The 21,150-nt window shown below is 73.5% G+C and carries 24 protein-coding genes and 1 tRNA gene; 10 read left to right on the top strand and 15 right to left on the bottom strand.

Features of this window, described 5'->3' with window-relative positions; genetic code table 11:
- Nucleotides 1–239: 239 nt before the first annotated feature.
- From VKV23_05995 to VKV23_05965, 7 genes are all read right to left on the bottom strand, one after another.
- Nucleotides 240–1,034, bottom strand: a complete 795-nt coding sequence (locus tag VKV23_05995; GenBank protein HLI15585.1) for an urease accessory protein UreD — start codon at nucleotides 1,032–1,034, stop codon at nucleotides 240–242.
- A complete protein-coding gene (gene ureG, locus VKV23_05990) occupies nucleotides 1,031–1,690 on the bottom strand; it encodes an urease accessory protein UreG (protein HLI15584.1) in 660 nt (219 codons plus the stop codon). The genes VKV23_05995 and ureG overlap by 4 nt, the downstream gene beginning before the upstream one ends.
- A gap of 22 nt (nucleotides 1,691–1,712) precedes the next feature.
- Nucleotides 1,713–2,432 carry an urease accessory UreF family protein gene (locus tag VKV23_05985; protein ID HLI15583.1) on the bottom strand — a complete coding sequence of 240 codons (720 nt, stop codon included), beginning with the start codon at nucleotides 2,430–2,432 and terminating at the stop codon, nucleotides 1,713–1,715.
- Nucleotides 2,433–2,736: 304 nt separating this feature from the next.
- Complete coding sequence (locus VKV23_05980) at nucleotides 2,737–4,446, bottom strand: urease subunit alpha (GenBank protein HLI15582.1); 1,710 nt, start codon at nucleotides 4,444–4,446, stop codon at nucleotides 2,737–2,739.
- Entirely contained in the window at nucleotides 4,443–4,781 is a 339-nt protein-coding gene (locus VKV23_05975; protein ID HLI15581.1) for an urease subunit beta, read from the bottom strand. The genes VKV23_05980 and VKV23_05975 overlap by 4 nt, the downstream gene beginning before the upstream one ends.
- 15 nt (nucleotides 4,782–4,796) lie before the next feature.
- Complete coding sequence (locus VKV23_05970) at nucleotides 4,797–5,099, bottom strand: urease subunit gamma (GenBank protein HLI15580.1); 303 nt, start codon at nucleotides 5,097–5,099, stop codon at nucleotides 4,797–4,799.
- Nucleotides 5,100–5,483: 384 nt separating this feature from the next.
- Nucleotides 5,484–5,687: a hypothetical protein gene (locus VKV23_05965; protein ID HLI15579.1), complete on the bottom strand. Its 204-nt coding sequence runs from the start codon at nucleotides 5,685–5,687 to the stop codon at nucleotides 5,484–5,486.
- A 372-nt stretch (nucleotides 5,688–6,059) separates the two neighbouring features.
- Between VKV23_05965 and VKV23_05960 the strand changes: the two genes are divergently transcribed.
- Nucleotides 6,060–6,491 carry a universal stress protein gene (locus VKV23_05960; protein ID HLI15578.1) on the top strand — a complete coding sequence of 144 codons (432 nt, stop codon included), beginning with the start codon at nucleotides 6,060–6,062 and terminating at the stop codon, nucleotides 6,489–6,491.
- Nucleotides 6,492–6,800: 309 nt separating this feature from the next.
- On the top strand, nucleotides 6,801–7,190 hold the full coding sequence (locus VKV23_05955) for a VOC family protein (protein HLI15577.1): 390 nt from the start codon (nucleotides 6,801–6,803) through the stop codon (nucleotides 7,188–7,190).
- Between the two features lie 417 nt (nucleotides 7,191–7,607).
- Here VKV23_05955 and VKV23_05950 read toward each other — a convergent pair.
- Nucleotides 7,608–7,680: transfer RNA gene (locus VKV23_05950), tRNA-Gly, on the bottom strand.
- 64 nt (nucleotides 7,681–7,744) lie between these two features.
- On the bottom strand, nucleotides 7,745–8,182 hold the full coding sequence (dut, locus tag VKV23_05945; GenBank protein HLI15576.1) for a dUTP diphosphatase: 438 nt from the start codon (nucleotides 8,180–8,182) through the stop codon (nucleotides 7,745–7,747).
- A 76-nt stretch (nucleotides 8,183–8,258) separates the two neighbouring features.
- On the opposite strand from dut, the gene orn reads away from it, so the two are divergent.
- A complete protein-coding gene (orn, locus tag VKV23_05940; protein HLI15575.1) occupies nucleotides 8,259–8,840 on the top strand; it encodes an oligoribonuclease in 582 nt (193 codons plus the stop codon).
- A 20-nt stretch (nucleotides 8,841–8,860) separates the two neighbouring features.
- On the opposite strand, the gene VKV23_05935 is transcribed toward orn, so the two are convergent.
- On the bottom strand, nucleotides 8,861–9,868 hold the full coding sequence (locus VKV23_05935; GenBank protein ID HLI15574.1) for an MDR family oxidoreductase: 1,008 nt from the start codon (nucleotides 9,866–9,868) through the stop codon (nucleotides 8,861–8,863).
- 177 nt (nucleotides 9,869–10,045) lie between these two features.
- On the opposite strand from VKV23_05935, the gene VKV23_05930 reads away from it, so the two are divergent.
- The 4 genes from VKV23_05930 (at nucleotide 10,046) to VKV23_05915 (ending at nucleotide 13,502) form a co-directional block, all read left to right on the top strand.
- On the top strand, nucleotides 10,046–11,407 hold the full coding sequence (locus VKV23_05930) for a PQQ-binding-like beta-propeller repeat protein (protein ID HLI15573.1): 1,362 nt from the start codon (nucleotides 10,046–10,048) through the stop codon (nucleotides 11,405–11,407).
- Between the two features lie 59 nt (nucleotides 11,408–11,466).
- Complete coding sequence (locus VKV23_05925; protein ID HLI15572.1) at nucleotides 11,467–12,114, top strand: response regulator transcription factor; 648 nt, start codon at nucleotides 11,467–11,469, stop codon at nucleotides 12,112–12,114.
- Nucleotides 12,115–12,124: 10 nt separating this feature from the next.
- Nucleotides 12,125–12,820 carry a hypothetical protein gene (locus VKV23_05920; protein HLI15571.1) on the top strand — a complete coding sequence of 232 codons (696 nt, stop codon included), beginning with the start codon at nucleotides 12,125–12,127 and terminating at the stop codon, nucleotides 12,818–12,820.
- A 61-nt stretch (nucleotides 12,821–12,881) separates the two neighbouring features.
- The gene (locus VKV23_05915; GenBank protein ID HLI15570.1) at nucleotides 12,882–13,502 is read left to right on the top strand and encodes a DUF488 domain-containing protein; all 621 of its coding nucleotides are present in this window, start codon (nucleotides 12,882–12,884) and stop codon (nucleotides 13,500–13,502) included.
- A gap of 9 nt (nucleotides 13,503–13,511) precedes the next feature.
- Here VKV23_05915 and VKV23_05910 read toward each other — a convergent pair whose 3' ends face one another.
- On the bottom strand, nucleotides 13,512–14,216 hold the full coding sequence (locus VKV23_05910) for a hypothetical protein (GenBank protein ID HLI15569.1): 705 nt from the start codon (nucleotides 14,214–14,216) through the stop codon (nucleotides 13,512–13,514).
- A gap of 343 nt (nucleotides 14,217–14,559) precedes the next feature.
- On the opposite strand from VKV23_05910, the gene VKV23_05905 reads away from it, so the two are divergent.
- Nucleotides 14,560–16,971 carry an EAL domain-containing protein gene (locus tag VKV23_05905; GenBank protein HLI15568.1) on the top strand — a complete coding sequence of 804 codons (2,412 nt, stop codon included), beginning with the start codon at nucleotides 14,560–14,562 and terminating at the stop codon, nucleotides 16,969–16,971.
- Between the two features lie 117 nt (nucleotides 16,972–17,088).
- Here VKV23_05905 and VKV23_05900 read toward each other — a convergent pair whose 3' ends face one another.
- The 3 genes from VKV23_05900 to VKV23_05890 form a co-directional block, all read right to left on the bottom strand.
- The gene (locus tag VKV23_05900) at nucleotides 17,089–17,910 is read right to left on the bottom strand and encodes a hypothetical protein (GenBank protein HLI15567.1); all 822 of its coding nucleotides are present in this window, start codon (nucleotides 17,908–17,910) and stop codon (nucleotides 17,089–17,091) included.
- Nucleotide 17,911: 1 nt separating this feature from the next.
- Nucleotides 17,912–18,235, bottom strand: a complete 324-nt coding sequence (locus VKV23_05895) for an S-adenosylmethionine decarboxylase (protein ID HLI15566.1) — start codon at nucleotides 18,233–18,235, stop codon at nucleotides 17,912–17,914.
- A 458-nt stretch (nucleotides 18,236–18,693) separates the two neighbouring features.
- A complete protein-coding gene (locus tag VKV23_05890; GenBank protein HLI15565.1) occupies nucleotides 18,694–19,575 on the bottom strand; it encodes an LLM class F420-dependent oxidoreductase in 882 nt (293 codons plus the stop codon).
- A 196-nt stretch (nucleotides 19,576–19,771) separates the two neighbouring features.
- On the opposite strand from VKV23_05890, the gene VKV23_05885 reads away from it, so the two are divergent.
- On the top strand, nucleotides 19,772–20,200 hold the full coding sequence (locus tag VKV23_05885) for an Hsp20/alpha crystallin family protein (protein HLI15564.1): 429 nt from the start codon (nucleotides 19,772–19,774) through the stop codon (nucleotides 20,198–20,200).
- A gap of 81 nt (nucleotides 20,201–20,281) precedes the next feature.
- Complete coding sequence (locus VKV23_05880; GenBank protein HLI15563.1) at nucleotides 20,282–20,578, top strand: MerR family transcriptional regulator; 297 nt, start codon at nucleotides 20,282–20,284, stop codon at nucleotides 20,576–20,578.
- Between the two features lie 318 nt (nucleotides 20,579–20,896).
- Here VKV23_05880 and VKV23_05875 read toward each other — a convergent pair whose 3' ends face one another.
- Nucleotides 20,897–21,022: a hypothetical protein gene (locus tag VKV23_05875; protein HLI15562.1), complete on the bottom strand. Its 126-nt coding sequence runs from the start codon at nucleotides 21,020–21,022 to the stop codon at nucleotides 20,897–20,899.
- Between the last annotated feature and the right edge of the window lie 128 nt (nucleotides 21,023–21,150).

Here is a 21,150-nt window from a genome sequence, read left to right as displayed (position 1 = left end):
CACCGTCGACGTGAGCGGCGCCACCACCTACCGGGACCCGGGCGTGACGAACCCGTCGTTCGCGAACCTCGCTGCCGGTGAGCGCGTCCGCGTCGTCGCCCAGCGCAGCGCGACGGTCGGCACCTTCGACGCGCTGCGGGTGGCGGTCGCGCCGATGGCGTAGACCCCGCTGCAGTCGGCGCGCCGGCGCGCGGCGCCGACAGCCACACGCCGACCGGACCTGGCACCTGCGGCGTGCATCATGCGCGCCGCAGGCGCGCGCCGGCGATCACCGTGCGCGCCTGCTCGACGAGGCAGTCGGACGTGCTGAGCGGCGCGAGGAGCGAGTCGACGACCGCTCGACAGGCGGCGAGCGACTCGCCGAGCGCGATCACCTCCACCCCCGGGCCCGCGAGCGGGAAGCGCCCGCCGCGAGCGCCGGGGACCTCGCTCGTCGCCGGTCGGGCATCGAGCTCCGGCGCGACGAGGACGACGCTGGAGACGGCTCGCGCGCCGTCGAGCGCGACGGGCGATTGCCACAGCGGCGCAGCGGGGCCAAGGCCCAGCTCGCTGGCGAGGAGCGGCCGGCTACCACGAGCGATCGACAGGGCGCTCCACCAGCTGCCCGGCACGCGCTCGCCGTGCCGGCCGAGCACCACCTCGTCGCGCCAGCACAGCCGCGCCGTCGGGGCGACGTCGATCACTGCCTCGCACCGGTGCCGAGCGCCGACGCATGCGATTCCGGGCTCGGGCAGGTAGGCAAGAGCCGCCCCGTCGCGCACGACGGCGCGTGTCGTCGCCCTCGAGGCGCCCGCTCGGCTGCCCCTGCGCGCGAGCGTGGCCCCCAGGGTGCGCACCTCGAGCTCGGCCCCCTCGCCGAGCTCGAGGTCGACCTCGAGACGGTCCACCCCTACCGGACTCGCACCGGCGGCGACGAGGTAGAGGCCCCAGGGAGTCGATCGAGCGGCGAGGACGCCGGCGCACTCGAGGCGCGAGAGCACCGTGTGCGACGACCTGCGCTCGGCGCGCACGACGACGCGCCCGTCGACGTTCACGACGGGATCGAATCGACGCCCGCCCCGGGCCCGGCCCGCTCGGCGACCCAGCGGAAGACGTCCTCCAGCCCCTCGCCGGTGCGCACGGAGACGAACAGCGTCGGCCGCTCCCCGCGGCGGGCGTCTGCGTCGGCCGCCATGACCTCGAGGTCGGCGCCGACCAGCGGCGCGAGGTCGGTCTTGTTCACGACGAGCAGATCCGAGCGGACGATCCCGGGTCCCCCCTTGCGGGGAACCTTGTCTCCGCCAGCGACGTCGATGACGAAGATCTGGGCGTCCACCAGGCCGTAGCTGAAGGTGGCCGTCAGGTTGTCCCCCCCGGACTCGACGAGGACGAGGTCGAGCGGGAATCGGGCCTCCAGCTCGGCAACGGCCCGCAGGTTGGCCGCGATGTCGTCGCGGATCGCCGTGTGCGGACAGCACCCCGTCTCCACGGCCGCGATCCGCTCGGCCTCGAGGACCGCCGCTCGACGCAGGAACTGCGCATCCTCGGTCGTGTAGATGTCGTTCGTCACGACCCCCATCTCCAGGCGGTCGCGCATCGCCCGGCAGATCGCCCCGACGAGCGCGGTCTTCCCGCTGCCCACCGGTCCGCCGACGCCGATGCGCACCGCCCGGCGCCGGCCACCCTGCACCTGGCCGGAGCGGCGCGGCATCGCGCCTCCGCCCGTTACGTGCTCACGATGCAAAGAGGCGCTCCTTCCGCTCACGATGGCGCTCCAGTAGGAGGTCGAGGCTCGGACTTGCCGGCGCCGGGAGCTGCCCGCCCGTTCGCGCGGCCTGGCCAGCCTCTTCGGCCAGCGCCTCGCATCGCTCGCCGAGACGGACGAGGCCCGCGGCGACGGCGACCGGGTCGAGGCCGAGGAGCCGCAGCGCCGCCGACGCAGGGACGACGATCGAGTGGTAGGCGGCGAGGAGGGCTGCATCGACCTCCGTGAGGCCTGCGAGGGCTGCCGCGACACCCGTCGCGATCGCGAGGTGGTCCCCGCCCTCCCCGAGCTCGGCGATCGCCGCGCGCGCCTCGCGGCCGAACGCGTCGCCGACGGCCGCGAGCAGGGACCGACCCTGCGCTCGCGAGGCGTCGCGTGCTGCCGGCGATGGCAACCTCGCGTCGAGGGCCGCCGCCAGGCCGTCGAGCGCGGCGCGCAGGCGCGCGCCAGGGCCAAGGCCGGCAGTGGTGACGCACGCCCGGGCGGCGGCGCAGGCGTCGAGCTGACCGCTGGACTCAAGCCGGCCGGCGAGGAAGCCCTCCAGCGACACGACGTCCACGACGAGGCCGTCGTCGACCGCCTGCTCGGCGCCGCCGGAGTGGGCGTGGCTGCCCGCGGGGAAACGGGCATCTGCGAGGACGAGCGCCAGGAAGCGGCTCATGTCGCGCCGGTGCGCGCGAGCCCGCACCGCGCCGCCTCGCACGGTCGCACCGCACCCGCCCGCTCGGAGCGACGGGTCGGGGCGCGTGGGGTAGGCCCGATCGACTGGGCAGGCGCGCCGTCCGCGCTCCGAGCCCCTGCCGCAGCGCGGCCGCGAGCGGGGCGCGCACCGGCTGGCACGCGGCACGCCGCGCGAGCGTTCAGACGGGCGCGCCCCCTCGCTCGCACCGGCCGCCAGGCCCGTCCAGAGGGCCGAGATCCGAGCGTCCGCGAGCCTCGGCGCGCGGCCCGCCCGATCCGCAGCTCGACGACAGCATCGGCCGTGAGCGACATCAGAAGAGGAAGTAGCGCTGGGCGAGCGGCAGCGTGGTCGCCGGGACGGGTTCGACCTCCTCGCCGTCGATGCGGACGCTGAAGCTGTCGGGATCGACGCGGATCTCCGGGGTCGCCCCGTTGTTGGGCAGGTCCGCCTTCGTGCGGCGGCGCACATCGGCGACCGGGGCGAGCCGACGACGCAGGTCCAGCTGGTCAGCGACGCCCCGCTCGAGCGCAGCGGGGGCGACGAACGCCACGCTGAGCTCGGCTGCCACTCGCGCTGCCGCACCGAACATCGGCCGCGCGAGCACGGGCTCCGGTGTCGGTATCGAAGCGTTGGCGTCGCCGAGGTGGGCCCAGACGATCATGCCGGACTTGAGCACGACGTGGGGCCGGACGCCGAAGAAGGCCGGTGACCACAGTACGAGATCGGCGAGCTTGCCCGGCTCCACCGATCCGACCTCTGCCTCGAGCCCGTGCGCGATGGCCGGACAGATCGTGTACTTCGCGACGTACCGCCTCGCGCGTGTGTTGTCAGCCCTGCCGTCGCCGGGAAGCGCCCCGCGCCTCGCCTTCATGACGTGCGCGGTCTGCCAGGTCCGCAGGATCACCTCGCCGGCTCGACCCATCGCCTGGGAGTCGGACCCGATCATCGAGATGGCCCCGAGATCGTGCAGGACGTCCTCGGCGGCGATGGTCGTCGCCCGGATCCTGCTCTCGGCGAACGCGAGGTCCTCGGGGATCCTCGGGTTGAGGTGGTGGCACACCATGAGCATGTCGAGGTGCTCGTCGATGGTGTTCTGCGTGTGCGGCATCGTCGGGTTCGTGGAGGAAGGGAGGACGTTCGGTGCACTCGCCACGGTGATGATGTCCGGCGCATGGCCGCCACCGGCGCCCTCGGTGTGGTAGGCGTGGATGGTGCGGCCGGCGATGGCGGCCAGCGTGTCGCCGACGTAGCCCGCCTCGTTGATCGTGTCGGTGTGGATCGTGACCTGGACGCCGAAGCGGTCGGCGACCTCGAGGCAGGCGTCGATCGCCGCGGGGGTCGAGCCCCAGTCCTCGTGGAGCTTGAACCCCGACGCGCCGGCGAGGAGCTGCTCCTCGAGCGCTGCTCGCGAGACCGTGTTCCCCTTGGCCAGGAGCGCGACGTTGACCGGCCACGCGTCGAGCGCCCGCAGCATGTGCGCGAGGTACCAGGCGCCGGGGGTGACCGTCGTCGCTCGCGTGCCCTCGGCAGGTCCCGTGCCCCCACCGATGATCGTGGTGATCCCGCTGGCGAGAGCCTCCTCCAGGATCCCCGGCGTGATGAGGTGCACGTGACAGTCGATGCCGCCCGCGGTGAGGATGAGGCCGTTGCCCGCGAGCACCTCCGTGCTCGGCCCCACGACGAGCGCCGGATGCACGCCGTCGACGGTGTCCGGGTTGCCAGCCTTGCCGAGCGCGACGATCCTTCCGTCTCGAACGCCCACGTCCGCCTTCACGACACCCCAGTAGTCGAGGACGACCGCCCCGGTTATCACGAGATCCGGCGCGCCCTCGGCGCGCGTCACCGCCGCCTGGCCCATCGACTCGCGGATCACCTTCCCGCCCCCGAAGATCGCCTCGTCTCCGGGCCCGCAGCGGTCCTCGGTGACCTCGACGAGCAGGTTCGTGTCGGCGAGGCGAATGCGGTCGCCGACCGTGGGCCCGTAGAGGGCGACGTAGCGGTCTCGAGGGAGTGACGTCACAACGCCGCTCCCCGGTCCAGCGGCCCGCCCACGAGGCCACGCAGCCCGAGCACGCGGCGACGGCCGCGCAGCGCGACGAGCCCGACCCGTCGCTCGATGCCGGGCTCGAAGCGCACCGAGGTCCCTGCCGGTATGGCGAGCCGCATCCCCCAGGCGCTCTCACGGTCGAAGCGCAACGCGGGGTTCGCTTCCGCGAAGTGGTAGTGCGAGCCGACCTGGATGGGCCGATCGCCGCCATTCATCACGGTGAGCTCGATCTCCGGGTCGGCCACGACGGTGACCGGCTCGTCGCACACGATCACCTCGCCCGGTACGAGCCGCTCCGCGTCCTGCACGTTCGCCCCCGACGCTCACACGATGGGCGAGTGGACGGTCACGAGCTTCGTGCCATCGGGGAACGTCGCCTCGACCTGGACCACGTCGATCATCTCGGGAACACCCTCCATGACGTCGTCGCGGCGGAGGACGGACCGGCCCGCCGACGCGAGCTCTGCGACGCTGCGCCCCTCGCGTGCGCCTTCCAGGACGAAGGACGCGATGATCGCCACCGCCTCTGGGTAGTTGAGGCGCAGACCTCTCGCGCGCCGCTCGCGAGCGACCATCGCTGCCAGCGAGATCATCAGGCGCTCCTGCTCGTGCGGGCTCAGGCGCACGGGGCCGCATCCGCTCGTGGGGCCGGCACGAGCACCGGCGAGCGGCGGGCTTCGTCGCGTCGGCGGGCCTGGCGACAGCACGCGCCGCCGACCAGGCGGTTCGGCCGGTGACCGCCGACGTCGCGCCCTCTGTCCACGGTCGGACACCGTAGCGCTGTGCAGCCGCTCGCTCGAACGAGGGGAGACGGCTGCCCGAGCTCGAGCCGCGTGCCAGCTCGCGGCCGCTCGTCGAGGTCGCCGGCTCGCGCGCGGCCCCAGCCCGGGGCGCTCCTCGCGCCTTCTCCAGGCGGTCGCTCGCCCGCTCGAAGGCCCCGGCCTGAGCCGGGTTCTGCTGGCTCCGACCCGGCCGCGCCGCGGCGTGACCGGGTGGTCGCTCGATCCGGCCTAACGGTGCCGACCGACGCGGGCGATCGCCCCGATCGCGGGCGCAAGCACGAGCCACAGCGCGATGGTCGCCACCATCGAGGTCACGTAGCCGAACGGCCGGATGCCGAGGTCCTGGCCGATCGCGCCCGCGAAGACCATGAGGATCCAGGCGCTCAGGAAGAAGACGGGGCCAGCGCTCGCCAGCTTGAAGAAGTCCTGCATACAGCCCCCTTGGTCGCGCGCTCGCCGGGTCCCCACCAGGTTGGGCGCGTGAGCGATCGCCCGACAGAGGCGAAGGTCATCGGCCGCGGACAGCCCGAGCAGCACGCCTGCGGACCGGGCAGGCCCGGCGCCCAGAAGGGTGCGCGGTAAGGCCGTTCGGCCCTGCCCGCTGCTGCGGCCCGGCCCTAGCTTCGTGGCGGACTTGCCGGGAAGCGGAGCTGTCGGAGACGCCGGGAGGGCGGCGGTGGGTCCTGGAGGATGTAGTGGCACCACGTGCGCCCCGCGGCGGCGGGATGATCCGCCCTCGCGCGAGGAGGCGTCGGCGGGGCACGCCTCGCGGCGCGCGGACGTGTGGGGGCGATCGTCGTGTCGGTGAGCACCGAGGACGGACCGGTCGTCGTGGTCGGCGTCGACGGCTCGCCGAACAGCGCGGCGGCCCTCCGCTGGGCGGCGAGGTACGCGACGCTGCGGGGTGCGGAGCTGCACGCCGTGATCGCCTGGGAGAACGTCCTGGGCTTCGGCTTCGCGCCCATCAGCGCACAAGCTCTCGAGCAGGAGGCACAGCAGGTCCTCGAACGGACGGTCAACAAGGTGCTCGGCAAGGAGCACCCCCTCGAGGTCGTGCCGATGGTGATCCGGGGCAACCCGACGGAGGTACTGGTCGAGGCGGCGCACGACGCCGAGCTGCTCGTCGTGGGAGATCGCGGCTACGGCGGGTTCGCGGGGCTCCTCCTCGGCTCGGTCGGCGAGAACTGCGTGCGCCAGGCACGCTGCTCGGTCGTCGTCGTCCGGGACCGTCACTGACCCGCTCCCGCGTCGACACCTCTCGGCGGTCGCCGGGACGAACCCGGCGCCACCGTGCGAGCGGCGCCGCGCGCCTCGCCCTCCTCATCGGCCCGGTGGCTGCCGCCCTGCGCCGCGGGTCGGCGGGCCCGAGCCGACGTCGCCCGCCCCCGACACGCTCGTGGTGCGCGGCGCCTGCGGTGCGCCCGAGGGCACACGATCGAGCTCGTCCGCGACGAGAGCACCAGCAGGCTGGTCGCCCTCGGCCGTAGGATGGAGTGGCGACACGCAGCGCGAGATCGGCCGACGCGGTGGCAGGGGAGGTCGACGATGACCGTCCGGTTGAACCACACGATCGTCCGAAGCCGCGACAAGCACGAGTCGGCTGCCTTCGTGGCGCGTATCCTCGGCCTCGGGCCGCCGCAGCGGTTCGGGCACTTCGTGACCGTGGCGACGGGCAACGACGTCTCGCTCGACTTCGACGACGCGAGCGATGTGCAGCCCCAGCACTACGCCTTCCTCGTCGACGACGAGGACTTCGCCGCGATCTTCGAGCGCGTGAAGGCCGAAGGGATCGACTACTTCGCCGATCCCGCCCACCAGCGACGAGGCGAGCTGAACGCCCGAGACGGCGGCCGCGGCTTCTACTTCTCCGGCCCCGACGGCCACAACCTCGAGGTGCTGACCCGCCCCTACGGATCGGGCGGCGCCCGCGGCTGACCGGGCGCGCCGTGGCTCGCTCATCCAGGTGAAGCTCGCGCCGCGCCCCTGCGGCGACGATGCCCAGGTCCGTGCGTCGCCGCGAACCGGCGGCGCACAGGACAGGACGAGGACCTGAGGGGGGTCGTCGACGGCCGCCTCAGGGGCGCCACGTCGCAGCGCGCACCTGGTCACGGCGCGCCGCTCGCCGGGAGCGCGCGAGAGCGTGTAGGCGGCGTTGTTCTGCTCGGCAGGGCCCTGGTCACGGCGCGCCGCTCGCCGGGAGCGCGCGAGGCCACCTGTCCAGGCTCGAGGCTCGGGAGCCGAGTACGTCTCGTCGGGGTCGTCGACCAGCACCTGCCACCGTGGGCGGCGGTGACCGCCGCGGGGACGCCTCGCAGCCCGAGCATGTGCCGGACGGCCGCGACCTCTACTGCGAGCGGACGACGGGACTCGAACCCGCGACCCTCACCTTGGCAAGGTGATGCTCTACCAACTGAGCCACGTCCGCGTCGCCCGTAGATTACCAACGAGGCGCGTCGGCTGCACCCGCCGGCACGACGCCACGGCGGGGCTCACCGCCCCGTGTGGCCGAGGCCTCCCTGCCCACGGCTCGTCGCCGCGAGCGAGGTCCGCGCCACGAAGCACGCCGTGACGTAGGGGACGATGAGCAGCTGGGCGATCCGGTCGCCCGGGCGGACCTCGTAGGCCTCGGTCGGATCGGTGTTCACCAGTACGACCTGGATCTCCCCTCGGTACCCGCTGTCGATGAGGCCGGGGGCGTTCAGGCACGTCACGCCGTGGCGCGCGGCGAGGCCGCTGCGCGGCAGGACGAGGCCCGCGCACCCCTCCGGGATCTCGAGCGCGACACCGGTCGGGACAACCGACCTGCCGCCCGCCGGAGCGAGGAGCGCGCCCTCGCGCGCCAGGAGGTCGGCGCCGGCGTCACCGTCATGCTGGTAGGCAGGCGGCCCGAAGGCGCCGCCGGAGAGGACCATGCCCACCTCGCGCACCGGCGCAACCTATCCAGCCGACGCAGGCGGGTCCACCCAGGCGCCGCGGAAGGCCCCGGTCACTACGATCGCGAGCGTGCTGATCTGGATGGATCTCGAGATGACGGGGCTCGACCCGAGGCGCCACGTCATCGTCGAGATCGCCACGCTCGCCACCGACGATGACCTGTCGATCCTCGCCGAGGGTCCGGACCTCGTCGTCAAGGCGTCACCGGAGCAGCTGGCCGAGATGGACGACGTCGTGCGCGCCATGCACGCCTCGTCCGGCCTGCTCGACGCGATCGCGTCGTCGCAGGTCACCCTCGAGCAAGCCGGCGCGGCGACGCTCGAGTTCATCAAGCGCTACGCGCCGGTGCCCGGGCGGGTGCCGCTGTGCGGCAACTCGATCGGCGTGGACCGGCGCTTCCTCAGCTACCACCTGCCCGAGATCGACCAGTACCTCCACTACCGGTCGATCGACGTGTCGACGGTGAAGGAGCTGTGCAAGCGGTGGTATCCCGCCCTCTACCGGAAGGCGCCGCGCAAGGCGGGGGCCCATCGCGCGCTCGACGACATCCGCGAGAGCGTCGCAGAGCTCGCCTTCTACCGTGACAACCTCTTCCGCGTCCCGACCGCCTCGGCCCAGCCGGCAGGCGAGGGCGCCAGCCCGGCGAGCTGAGCAACCTCCTGGCAGCGGCGTCACGACGCCGGCGGCTCGGGCGCGACGACGACGCGGCCGCGCACCTGCCCCGCGAGGAGCTCCTGCGCGAGGCGCGGCACGTCGGCGAGGTGCGCCCGCGTCGTGATGCGATCGAGCAGGTCGAGTGGCATGTCCCGAGCGAGGCGAGCCCACACCGATCGGCGGAGCTCCGGCTCGAGGTGGACGGAGTTGATGCCCGCCAGGGTGACCCCCCGGAGGATGAACGGGTGCACCGACGTCGGGAGGTCCGCGCCTCCAGCCAGCCCGCAGGCGGCGACCGTCCCCCCGGGCCGGGTCGCTGCGAGGACGTGGGCGAGGGTGCGCCCGCCGACCACGTCGATCGCCGCCCCGAAGCGGACATGCTCGAGCGGCCGGGGCGGCGACCCGGCGAGCTCCTCGCGCGCCAGGATGTCGTGAGCACCGAGGCTCCGCAGGTAGGCGGCCTCGCCGAGTCGCCCCGTCGAGGCGAGGACCTGGTAGCCGAGGCGCGCGGCCAGCACGATGGCGAGCGAGCCGACGCCGCCGGACGCACCGGTGACGAGCAGGGGGAGGCCGTCGAGCGCGTCGGCACCCGAGCCGTTCCGCTCGAGCGCGAGGATGGCGAGCATGGCGGTCACGCCTGCCGTCCCGAGCGCCATCGCCGCGTAGGCGTCGATCCCCGGCGGCAGGGGCACGCACCACGCCGCCGGAACGCGCGCGTAGGCCGCGTACCCGCCGAAGTGGTCCTCCCCGAGCCCGCAGCCCGTCACCGCCACGAGCTCGCCGGTCTGCAGCGCCCCGTCGCGGCTCGACGCGACGCGGCCGGCGAGGTCGATGCCGCAGACCATCGGCGTCTTCCGGACGATGCGACCCCTGCCGGTCACGGCGAGCGCGTCCTTGTAGTTCAGGCTCGACCACTCGATCGCGACCGTGACGTCGTCGTCCTCGAGCTCCTCGAGGGTGAGCTCGGCGATCCTCGCCGGCAGCGCCTCCGACTCCGGCGCGAGCAGCGCTGCGAAGCCTCCCACCGCGAACCCCCTTCGCTCGTCTGACGCGGCGCCACTCGCCGCGAGCGTCCCGTGCGGCCTCGCCCGTCCCCGCCACCGGGCGCACCGACGCCGAGGAGCGGTGGACGCCGCGCACCGTCCTAGCACGGCGCCGAGCCGTGACCGGGAAACGGCGCGGCCGCGGGTCATCATTGCGCCATGCGGGCACGACCGGTCTCGTTCGCCTGCACCGCCCTCGCCGTCGCGTGCACGCTGCCCCTCTCGGCCGCGGCACCCGCGTCGCCCGGCGCGTCGCTCGTCGCGCGCCAGCCTGCGTGGACCACCTACGGCGGCGACCCCGCCCGCCTCGGGCTCCAGCCGATCAGCCCGCCCCTCCTGCCACTGCGGGCGCGCTGGCGCAGCCCCCACCTGGACGGCGCCATCTACGGCGAGCCGCTCATCTTCGCCGGCCAGGTCTTCGTCGCAACCGAGCGCGACGTCGTCTACAGCCTCGACGCGAGCGACGGGCGCATCCTGTGGCAGCACGACCTCGGGACGCCGGTCCCCGCAGGCGCGCTCCCCTGCGGCGACATCGCGCCGAGCCTCGGCGTGACGTCCACGATGGTCATCGACGCCCGCCTGCGGCGCCTCTTCGTCTCGGCCGCCACGCTGCAGGGCGGCACGGTCCGCCACGTGCTCGCGGCCTTCACCCTCGAGGGCCACCGCCTGTTCCAGCGCGACCTCGATCGCCCCGGCTGGGATGCTGCCGCCCAGCTGCAGCGGGCCGGGCTGTCCCTGGACGACGGGCGGGTGCTCGTCGGCTTCGGAGGCAACTACGGAGACTGCGGCCGCTACCGCGGCTACCTCCTCGGGGTACCCGAGACCGGCCGGGGGCCGATCCTCTCGTTCGCCGTGCCCACGCGGCGAGAGGGTGGCATCTGGGCGCCCGGCGGGGTCGCCGTCGATCCCGCGGGCCACGTCTACGTCGCCACGGGCAACGGGAGCTCGACGACGCGCTTCGACGGCGGCGATGCCGTGTTCGAGCTCTCCTCGACGCTTCGTCCCCTCTCGTGGTTCGCGCCTCGGGACTTCGCTGTCGACAACGCGAGCGACGCCGACCTCGGCTCGACCTCCCCGGTGCTCGTCGGGCCGGACCGGGTGTTCATCGTCGGCAAGGAGGCGCGTGCCTACCTCCTCGACCGCCAGCACCTCGGCGGCATCGGCGGCGCCCTCGACGCGCTCGACGTGTGCTTTGCCATCGGCAGCAGCGCGGTCCTCGGCCGGCGCGTGTACGTGCCTTGCCCTGGGGGCTCGCTGAGCGCCGTCACCGTCGGGGCCCGATCCCTCGCGCTCGCGTGGCGCAGCCGAGTCGAGGGCGCCGGGTCGCCCACGATCGCTGGCGGCGTCGTCTGGACCCTCACCGGGTCCCGGCTCGTCGGGCTCAGCCCGAGGAGCGGACGGGTCGTCGCCTCGGTGCCAACGATCGCAACCGAGCGCCTCGCGGCCCCGAGCGCCGGCGAGGGGCTCCTCGTCGTCGCCGGATTCGGCCGCGTCGAGGCCTTCGGGCCGCCGCGCGCCTAGGCGGCCGGAGGCGTGCCCCCACGTACGGTGCGACGGCGCGCGAGCCTACGATGGTCCCGGTGGCCGCGAACATCACCGTCCTCGTCGTCGACGACGACGAGGCCTTCATCGACCGCCTGGCTCGGGCCCTCGAAGGCCACCAAGCGATGACGGTGCGCGCGGCGCGCCCGGTGCTCGGCGAGGCGGAGGACGCCGTGCTCGCGAGCCAGCCCGATGTCGTCCTCGTCGCCGAGCAGCTCGCCGACGCGAGCGGCCTCGAGCTGCTCCGCCGTCTCGGCGGGAGGACCTCGGCGCGCCTTGCCCTCGTGAGCACGCACGCCGACGAGGCGCTCGCCGTCGCGGCGATCGAGGCAGGCGCAGCCGGCTACCTCGTCAAGGAGTCATCGGCCGAGGACCTCGAGAGCGCCGTCCACGACCTCGCCTTCGGCGCAGCGGCCCTCCCGGTGCGCCTCATCCCGTCGCTCGTGGGGCGCCTCGCACCGGAACGACTCCGCACCCCCGTCACGCTCACCGCTCGCGAGCTCGAGGTGCTGCAGCTCGTCGCGCGCGGCGCCACGAACGCGTCGATCGCGAAGGAGCTCGCCATCAGCGTGAACACCGTGCGCAACCACCTGCAGGCGATCCTCGTCAAGCTCGGCGCGCACACCAAGGCGGAGGCGGTCGTGCGAGCCACGCAGCTCGCCATCCTGCCGAGAGCGAGCGCGTAGGCCGGCTCGAGTGACGCGAGGCGACGCCACCGGGCGGAGCGGCAGCGTCACCTTCGCCGCGATCACCGGACGCGAGGAGGCGATCCCGCTGCGGGTGCTCGCGGAGCGCGCCGGACAGCGCGTCTTCTCCGTGACCCTCGCGCCGGGTGAACGCCTCGAGCAGGAGGCCGACGGTCACCTCGTCATCGTCGCCCTCTCGGGCAGGCTCGCGCTCGAGATCGCGAGCGAGCGGCGCGTCCTGTCCCTCGGGCAGTGCGCGGCTATCGACGACGAGGTCGCCTACGCCCTCGAGGGAGCGGGCAGCGCGCCCAACGTGGCGCTCGGCGTGGCGCACCGCTGCCGAGGCCGGCGCTCGCCGGGACCCGGGGTCGTCGACCTGATCGAGGTGGCTCGCGGCGCGAGCGGCCGTGGGGTGCTGTGGGCGCTCGAGGAGAGCGCGGACCTGAACGTCAACCTCGCGCGCCTCGAGGCCGGTGACGAGGTCGGCTCGCACGTGAACGACGACGTCGACGTCCTTCTCCTCGGCCTCGAGGGCGAGGGGACCATCGAGTCGGCCGCGGGCCGGGCCCGGCTCGGCCCGCTGCAGCTCGTCCACGTGCCGCGTGGCGCGCCCCGCCGGCTCGTCGCGGACGAGCCGTTCAGCTACCTCAGCCTCCACCGCCGCCGTACCGGACTTTCCATCCGCAGCGCCCGGCACCGCGCGTGAGCAGGCCCGTTCCGCATCGCCCGCGAGGCGCCCCACGCTTTCCCGGGGGGGCTCGGGCCGAGTGAGCGGGCCTCGACCGCCGGCAGGGGCGGCGGTCGACTCGAGCGCGCCCCCACTCGCGACTGCGGGCCACGGCCGCCTGCCGGCCGGCGCGCTCGCCGATCGGCTCGCCGCCGGCGGGGTCGTGGCGGTGGTCGACGTCCGCTCCTACCCGGGGAGCCGGCGCCACCCCGACCTCGCCCGCCAGCCGCTCGCCGCGGCGCTCGCCGACGCCGGCATCGCCTACCGCTGGGAGCCGCGGCTCGGAGGCTTCCGCCGCGGGCGCCCCGATTCGCCCAACGTCGCGCTGCGGCACCCGTCGTTCCGCGCCTACGCCGACCACATGACGACGAGCGAGTTCCTCGACGCCCTCGACGAGGTGCTCGCCGAGCGGCTCGAACGAGCCGGGCCGCCCCCCAGCGGTCTCCTCGCCCTGCTGTGCGCCGAGACCCTCTGGTGGCGCTGCCACCGGCGGCTCATCGCCGACGCCGCCCTCCTCCTGCGAGGCGTCGACGTCGTCCACCTCATGCCCAACGGCACGTTCGCGCACCATGCCCTCACGCCCGGCGCCCGCCGGGACGGGAGTGGCTTCCTCGTCTACGACGGCCGGGACGCCAGTCCCGGCCCCCAGAGACGCCCCTGAGCGTGCCGGTCAGCGGATCGGACCGAGGTGCACGACGTACCACTCGCCGCGCCAGGAGATGAGCGAGGTGATCGTGAACCGCCCGATCCGCCCGCCGAGCGCGTACTCGAGCTGGGTGCCGTAGACGCGCCAGTAGGAGCCCTTGTTGTACTCGACGCCCGGCACGATCCACGCCGCAGCCTGCTCGGGCACGCTCACGCCGACGAAGCGTGCCGCGCGTGCGTCGGGCCCGAGCTCGGCGTGGAGCGTCTCGATGTCGGCCGCGAAGTCGGCGACGAGCCGGTCGTGCCAGTCCGCGGCGGGGTCCGTGATCGCCTTCACCTGGAGGTAGGCGGCGAGCGGGAAGAACGCGGGCATGGCGAGCGCCGGCCGGCCCGTCGCGACGGCCCGTAGCAGATCGGCCATGCGGGCGAGGAAGGCGGGATCATGGGCGGTCGGCTTGGCGTCCGTCTGCGGAAGCTCGCCTGGATCGACCGTCGAGGCCCGATGGGCCGCAGCCTGCGCCGGCGCCGGCGGTGCTGGCGGCACGCGCACCGCAGCGGGGAGCGCGCCCCCCCACCCGTGCGGCCGGCGCGCCGGGAGGCTTCGACCGACGACGAGCGCGGCCGCGACCGCCAGCGCGAGCGGGACCAGCAGGTACAGCGCAGCCCTCGAGGCGCGGGACCGGGCGGGCGCCTGCCCGCCAGCGCGCCTCGAGGCGTGCGCGCGCGCCATCAGCGCGCGCCCGCCCGCTCAGCCCCCGCACGCCCGCCGCCCCCGGCGTGCGGCACCCGGCCGCCCGGGGTGCTCACGCCGCCCTTAGGAACGCGCGCCAGCGTGCCGATGGGACCGTGGAGACGCCACCGCAGGCGACCGTCGCCCGGGAGGTGCGGCACGGGTGAAATCTACCGGGCGTCAGCTCTCTCATCTTCTTCCCGCCGTTGCGCGCGAGGCCATGCGCGCTGACGGCGGGCCGGTCCCCCGCAGGGAACCCCAGTTCGAAGGGCTTGGAGGGTATCCTTCCGCGTCGTGGTCTCGCGGCCGGCTCGTGCCTGTGGGCTCGGCGAGGGCGTTCGGCGTGCCACCCGCTGAACCGCTCCCGCCCGTCGGCGCCTGCGACGCCGACGCGGTGCGGGCGCCCGAGCGCGGCGTGCGGCGCCGCTTCTCCGCCCGAGCGGCCTCGCAGCGCGCGAGGACGTCGAGCACGGCGTCACGCGCCTTCGCGGCGTGCGGACTGTGCCTGTGGCTGCTCCACGTCCTCGACGTGTCCGGTCCGCTGGAGGCCTACGCCTTCCCCCTCGCGGGCGTCGCGGCGCTCGGTGCGGTCGTCGTCGGGATCGTCCGCTACCGCCCGCCACGAGTCTCCTGCTGGTACGCGCTCGGCCTCGCGGTCGTGCTCTTCGTCATCGGCGGGAGCCTGCGCGTCGTCTACAGCACGCTCGGCAACCTGGGCGCGACGCGCTCGCTCGTACCTGACGCCCTCGTCCTCCCCGGGTACCTGCTCCTCATGGGTGGGCTCCTCGGCTTCGTGTTCGCCCGTCGCTTCCGGACCAGCGATCGCGGCGAGATCATGCTCGACGCCGCGATCGCGTCACTCGCGGTCTTCAGCTGCGCCTGGGTCTTCTTCATCCGACCCCTGCTCGTCCACAACCACGTGCCGATCCCGGTGCGCTTCGTGCTCATCGCGTACCCGACGATGTCGACGTTCCTCGTCGCGGTGGCCTTCCACCTGAAGTTCAGCCCCGGCTCGCAGCGGCGATCCCTCTCCAGATGGGTCGTCGTGATGACGATGCTCATCCTCGTCGGGGACATCCTCTACATGCTCGCCGAGCTCCACCGCGTCACCATCGCCTCGCAGCTGCTCGACGCCCCGTACGTGCTCGCTTTCGTCGTCGCCGGCGCGATCAGCCTCCACCCGGACATGATCGAGCTCTCCGCGCCGCGGCGCGTGGCCGACCCGTTCCGCTCGCGCGCCCGCCTCGTCATCGTGGCGGGCAGACTGGCCATCCCCGCGGTGCTGTTCATCACCAAGGTTCCCGGGTCCGTGAGCGACCACGTGGTGATGTCGGTGACCCTCTTCGCCCTCATCGGCGCCGCCGCGTACCGGATCTTCCGCGCCCTCGAGGCCAGCATGAACTCCGAGGCGCGCCTGTCCCACCAGGCCACGCACGACCTGCTGACCGGCCTGCCGAACCGGGGCCTCGTCCAGCACTACATCGAGGAGGCGCTCGGCACGGCGAACCTGCGCGGGCTCCACGTCGCGGTGCTCTTCCTCGACCTCGACCGGTTCAAGCTCGTGAACGACACCTTCGGGCACGGGCACGGCGACGAGCTCCTCGTCGAGGTCGCCCACCGGCTGCGCTCGGCCGTCCGCTCGGGGGACCTCATCTCCCGCATCGGCGGCGACGAGTTCGTCATCGTCCTCACCGACGTCGCGAACCTGGACGACGCGGTCGGCCTCGCCGAGCGCGTACGCCGCAGCCTCACCGAGCCCTTCCGCGTGCGAGACAGCGAGATCTTCGTCACCGCGAGCATCGGCGTCACGCTCGCGGATCACGCGAGCGGATCGGCTGAGGCCGAGGTGATGATTCGCGATGCCGACAACGCCATGTACCGGGCGAAGGCGCAGGGGCGCAACGCCGTGGCGGTCTTCGACCACTCCATGCGCCGCCAGGTGAGCGAGCGCTTGGCCCTCGAGCACGACCTGCGGCACGCGCTCGCGAACGGGGAGCTACGCCTGCACTACCAGCCGATCGTCGAGCTCGCGACCGGGCGCCTCGACGGCGCGGAGGCGCTCGTGCGCTGGCAGCACCCGACGATGGGCCCGCTGCCGCCGATGAAGTTCATCCCCATCGCCGAGGACAGCGGCCTCATCATCGACATCGGCGCGTGGGTGCTGAGCGAGGCCTGCGCGGACCTCGGCCGGTGGCGCCAGGTCCTGCCGGACAGCGACCACCTGCACGTCTCCGTGAACCTGTCCACCAGCCAGATGCGAGACGCCGGCCTCATCGACGCCGTTCAGCAGGCGCTGGAGGCGGCCGGGATCAGCGGCGAGCACCTCCACCTCGAGATCACCGAGTCACTCCTCATGGAGGATCCCCTCGACGCGATCGAGGTGCTCTCGAGGCTGAAGACCCTCAAGGTCCGGCTCTCCATCGACGACTTCGGCACCGGCTACTCCTCGCTCGCCTACCTGCGCCAGTTCCCCGTCGACCGCGTCAAGATCGACCGCGCCTTCGTCGACCTCCTCGGCGACGAGTCTCCGGCCGACGAGACGCTCGTGCCGGCGATCATCGCGATGGCGCGGGCACTCAAGGTCCAGACGGTCGCCGAGGGGGTGGAGACGCCGCAGCAGGGCGCTGCGCTGCGCGTCCTCGGCTGCGACTTCGGCCAGGGCTACCTGTACTCTCGTCCCATCCCCGCGGCCCGTGCGCAGGGCGAGCTGACCCGACTCGCCAAGCTCGGCTCCCGCCTCGTCACAGCGAGCTAGCGGGAGGCGAGGACTCGGGCCCTCGAGCACTGTCGCGAGTCGGGTAGCCGTCGGAGCGAGCCTGGCACGAGGTGCCGCCCGGCCGGGGCAACCCTGGCAGGCCCGGGCGGCCGGAGGCTAGCCAGCGACCAGCACGAGCTCGCGTGGCCTGGGCAGGATCGCCTCGACGCTCGCCGCCGCCTCGTCCCAGTCCGGCGCGCGCACCTCGGCCTCGAGCCCGCGCCCCTCGCACATCATCGAGTGCAGGTGCGGATCCTCGGCCGCGAGACGGGCGTGCCACGTCGGCAGGTGCCCGTAGACCGGGAGGCTCTGCGAGGACCCGAGGTAGCTCTGCGCCTCGATACCCGCGAAGTACGCGAAGGGCCGCCGCATCCGCCACTGCAGCATCCGCAGAACCGAGGCGTGCAGGATCGCGAGGTACCACTCGCAGCGGCAGCGCAGCGCCGTCATCGAGAGCGACTGGTAGAGGGCCGCCGAGACGAGCCCGACGGTGAGCGAGCCGCGGTACTCGGGGGTCACCGCGAGGGTCGCCACGTCCCAGGTCGCCTCCGGGAGGCACGGGATGCCGCTGCGCTCGCACGTCGTCCGGTAGCTCACGCCCCACCACGGCTCCAGGTCGTTCGCCGTCTTCAGCCCCGCCTCCGACGGAACGATGATCCGGGTCATCCCGACGGGAAGGCCCCGGCGATGGTCGAGGACGAAGAAGAAGATGCTCGACGCCTCGTAGGGGCCGTACTCGGCCGCCAGCAGCTCCGGCGAGTCGCCGAAGGTCTCGTAGAAGACTCGCTGCTCCACGTAGCGGGCGAACTGGCTGAGCGGGTCGTCGTGCCGGGCGAGGTAGAGGCCGAAGGGCTCGGGTCTGCTCAGGTCGACGAGCACGCCTGCCAGGCGCCGGAGCCGGGCTGGGGGGGTTGCCGGGTCGAGCGCCGGCAGTGCCACGTCAGAACTCCTGGTAGTCGATGTCGTCGGCGTTGAAGAAGGTGCTCGTGAAGTCGGCCGCGCGCGCGCTGTCGAAAGGCTTGCAGGTGTAGATGTCGACGCTGAAGAACAGCAGGGGCTGCTCCCACGCGTAGACGTGGGCGCCGGATGCCTCCCAGTGCACCCACCCGGCCCAACCGTAGCGGTCCGACCGGTGCGTGACCGGGTGGAGCAGGAGCCGCATGTCGAGGACGTCGGAGAGGCTCGCGAGGTACTTCTCGATCCCTGCGCCGTCGATCGGTGCCGAGCACGTACCCTCGATGACCAGCCGCTGGCGGAAGATCATGGGGGCAAGGTCCCTCATGGACGCGCGGGCCCCTGCTGCGTTCCGGCGCATACCACGCGATCGAGCATACTCGCCACGCAGAGTGATTTCCTCCCCCAACTTCAGCTGCTCGCTACGGCGTTTGCACCCCTTGGGTCAGCGTACGCCAGGGGGTAGGGGAACGCCGGCCTCGGGCGCGTGAAGCCGTCTCGCCTGGCCGTGCAGGAGCCCCTGGGCACTCCCGCTCGGCCCCCCGCCGCGGCTTCCGAGCCGGCCGGCGTGCTGCTCGAGGATGCCCGGGGAGTTCACCCGACGACCGGCGCGCGCTGCCCTGACGAGGAGGCCGGTCGCTGGCCGAGCGCCGAGGCGTCCCCGGTGCCCAGCGCGCCCGATGCGACCGAGCGATGAGCCGGCGATCCGCGCGTCGCGATGCCCGTTCCTCGTCGTCTCCGTGCGCTCGCGAACGGGCGCCGTCGGCCTCAGTCGAGGAGCGCGCCGGCGAGGTCGCGCCACTGCTGGCGAGGCAGCCGGGCGGGATCGTCGTCGAGGACCTGCACGGCGACGTGGTCGGCGCCCGCCTCGAGGTGCTCGCGGACGCGGCGGACGACGCGCTCGAGCCCACCCCAGGCGACGACGGCGTCCACGACGCGCTCGGCGGCCGGCCCTGCCAGCTCCTCGGCCGTGAATCCGAGCCGGAGAAGGTTCCGCCGGTAGTTCTCGAGCGCCAGGTACGCACCGAGGTGACGCCGGGCGATCTCGCGGGCCCGACGCGGGTCCTCCTCCAGGACGACCGGGACCTCGGGACACAGGAGCTTGGCCGGCCCGAGCAGCTCGCGCGCCCAGCGCGTGTGCTCCGGCGGGACGAGGTAGGGGTGGGCACCGTCGGCACGCTCGGCGGACAGCCGGAGCATGCGAGGCCCGAGCGCGGCGAGCACCCGCACGAGGGTGCCCGGCGCCGGGGACGGCGCGCCGTAGGGGGCGGCGTCCATCGCGTCGAGGTAGGCCCGCATGGCCGCGAGCGGCCGCTCGTAGCGGTGCCCCCTCGCCGACACGAGCGGTTGGTGGCTCACGCCGAGGCCGAGGAGGAACCGGCCGTTCCACGCCTCCGCGAGCGTGCGCTGGCCCGCTGCCATGCACGTGGCGTCCCGGACCCAGATGTTGGCGATCCCCGTCGCCACGACGATCCGCTCCGTCGCCGAGAGCAGGAGCGCGGCGTTGGCGAACGCCTCGCGCCGGGTCGCCTCCCCTACCCAGAGGGCCCCGTAGCCGAGCTGCTCGATCTCCGCTGCCGCCTCCCGGGCGACGCTCGCCGGCTGGCGGTCGAGCGCCGAGGTCCAAACGCCGATCCTGCCGAGCTCCACGGCTGCGAGGCTACCCGTCCTGCGCACCGCGCCCCGGCAGCGGCACCCTCGGCGGCGGCGTGCGGCCGGCTCCCGGCCCGGGCCGCTCCAGCCGACCGGGCCCGGCGGCCGTGGCCGGGAATTACATCTCGAGTTAGATGTTTATGTATACTGACCGAGTAGGAAAGGTTGTTGGACGTGAGGAGGTGAAGCTGCCATGTTGATGCGCACCGACCCGTTCCGTCAGCTCGACCGGCTCACCCAGCAGCTCCTCGGCACCGTGACGCAGCCGCTCGCGATGCCGATCGACGCCTACCGTCGGGGCGACGAGTACGTGGTGCAGATGGATCTCCCCGGCGTCGACCCGGGGCAGATCGATCTCACCGTCGAGCGGAACGTCCTGACGGTGCGCGCCGAGCGCACGCAGCCCAGTCTCGACGGCGCGGAGCCGGTCATGGCCGAGCGGGCACACGGCGCCTTCAGCCGTCAGCTGTTCCTCGGCGACGCGCTCGACGCCGCCGAGATCCGGGCCGAGTACCGAGACGGCGTGCTCACGATCCACATCCCGATCGCCGAGCAGGCCAAGCCCCGCAAGGTGGAGATCGTCTCCGCTGCCCACGAGCCCGCGGCGATCACCGCGGCGTAGGCACTTAACTTCCGTCGGCGGAGGTGGGCTCACCCGAGCCCCCTCCGCCTCCTGACCACGACGAGCGGACAACGTTGGACCATGCCCCTACCACTCGATGACGACGCAGCGCCGATCTTCACGGTCGGCCAGGTGTCCTCGTTCCTCGGGGTCCAGCCAGCCTTCCTGCGTCGCTTGGACGCCGAGAACGTGGTGCGGCCGGCGCGCTCCGAAGGAGGGCAGCGCCGTTACTCCCGCAACGACCTGGAACGCATCCAGCGGACTGCCGACCTGATGCGGGAAGGCATGACGCTCGCGAGCATCGGTCGGATCTTCGAGCTCGAAGCTCAGGTCCGGGCGCTCCAGGCCGAAGTCGAACGGCTGCGCCGCGAGCGCTGAACGCGGCGGTCGGCGAGGCTCACGAGGTCGGGCCGCCCTTCGCGACGTCTTCCCCGACGCCAGAGAGCAGCGCTGCTGGGCGCACACGGTCGCCGACGCCCCCGAAGCCCTGTCGCGGTCGATCCAGCCCCTCGCCAAGCGCATGCTGACCGAGATCCGCGAGGCCGAGGAGCGCGACCACGCGCAGGAGGCGGCGAAGTCCTTCGCTGCTGAGCTTGTCGCGCCTGCCGGCAACCGGGCGTGCGAGACCGCCGTTGTCCGGTGGCGTTCGTGCTGGAGACCGTCGGGGCGTGCAGCATGCGGTCTCGGGGCGATTGCTCAGGTGCGAAGCACGCAGAGCCGCTCGTAGGCGGCGAGCCACTGCTCGGCCCACGGCCAGGCCGTCGGCAGGTGCAGACGTCGTCGCCGGACGGAACGCGTGAGCCGTCCGGTGACGGCGGCCATGGCATTCTCCCCATAGGCGGCCACGGAAAGTCTCCGCGCGTGGCCATCGGAATTCCCCGCGCGTGGCCATCGGAATTCCCCGCGCGCGGCCGTTGAGGTCCCCGCGCGGGGACGTGGTTCACCAAGGG

This window comes from Acidimicrobiales bacterium (genome assembly GCA_035294085.1).
In the GTDB taxonomy this organism is placed as follows: Bacteria; Actinomycetota; Acidimicrobiia; order Acidimicrobiales; family Bog-793; genus DATGLP01.
Note: the sequence above shows the minus strand (reverse complement) of the source record. Positions and strands in the feature narration are given on the sequence as shown.

What these genes read in the sequence shown, in the direction of transcription:
- ureG (HLI15584.1), bottom strand. Translation starts at nt 1,690, where the DNA reads ATGCCGCGCCGCTCCGGCCAGGTGCAGGGTGGCCGGCGCCGGGCGGTG.
- VKV23_05965 (HLI15579.1), bottom strand. Translation starts at nt 5,687, where the DNA reads ATGCAGGACTTCTTCAAGCTGGCGAGCGCTGGCCCCGTCTTCTTCCTG.
- VKV23_05955 (HLI15577.1), top strand. Translation starts at nt 6,801, where the DNA reads ATGACCGTCCGGTTGAACCACACGATCGTCCGAAGCCGCGACAAGCAC.
- VKV23_05930 (HLI15573.1), top strand. Translation starts at nt 10,046, where the DNA reads ATGCGGGCACGACCGGTCTCGTTCGCCTGCACCGCCCTCGCCGTCGCG.
- VKV23_05910 (HLI15569.1), bottom strand. Translation starts at nt 14,216, where the DNA reads ATGGCGCGCGCGCACGCCTCGAGGCGCGCTGGCGGGCAGGCGCCCGCC.
- VKV23_05895 (HLI15566.1), bottom strand. Translation starts at nt 18,235, where the DNA reads ATGATCTTCCGCCAGCGGCTGGTCATCGAGGGTACGTGCTCGGCACCG.
- VKV23_05885 (HLI15564.1), top strand. Translation starts at nt 19,772, where the DNA reads ATGTTGATGCGCACCGACCCGTTCCGTCAGCTCGACCGGCTCACCCAG.
- VKV23_05880 (HLI15563.1), top strand. Translation starts at nt 20,282, where the DNA reads ATGCCCCTACCACTCGATGACGACGCAGCGCCGATCTTCACGGTCGGC.
- VKV23_05875 (HLI15562.1), bottom strand. Translation starts at nt 21,022, where the DNA reads ATGGCCGCCGTCACCGGACGGCTCACGCGTTCCGTCCGGCGACGACGT.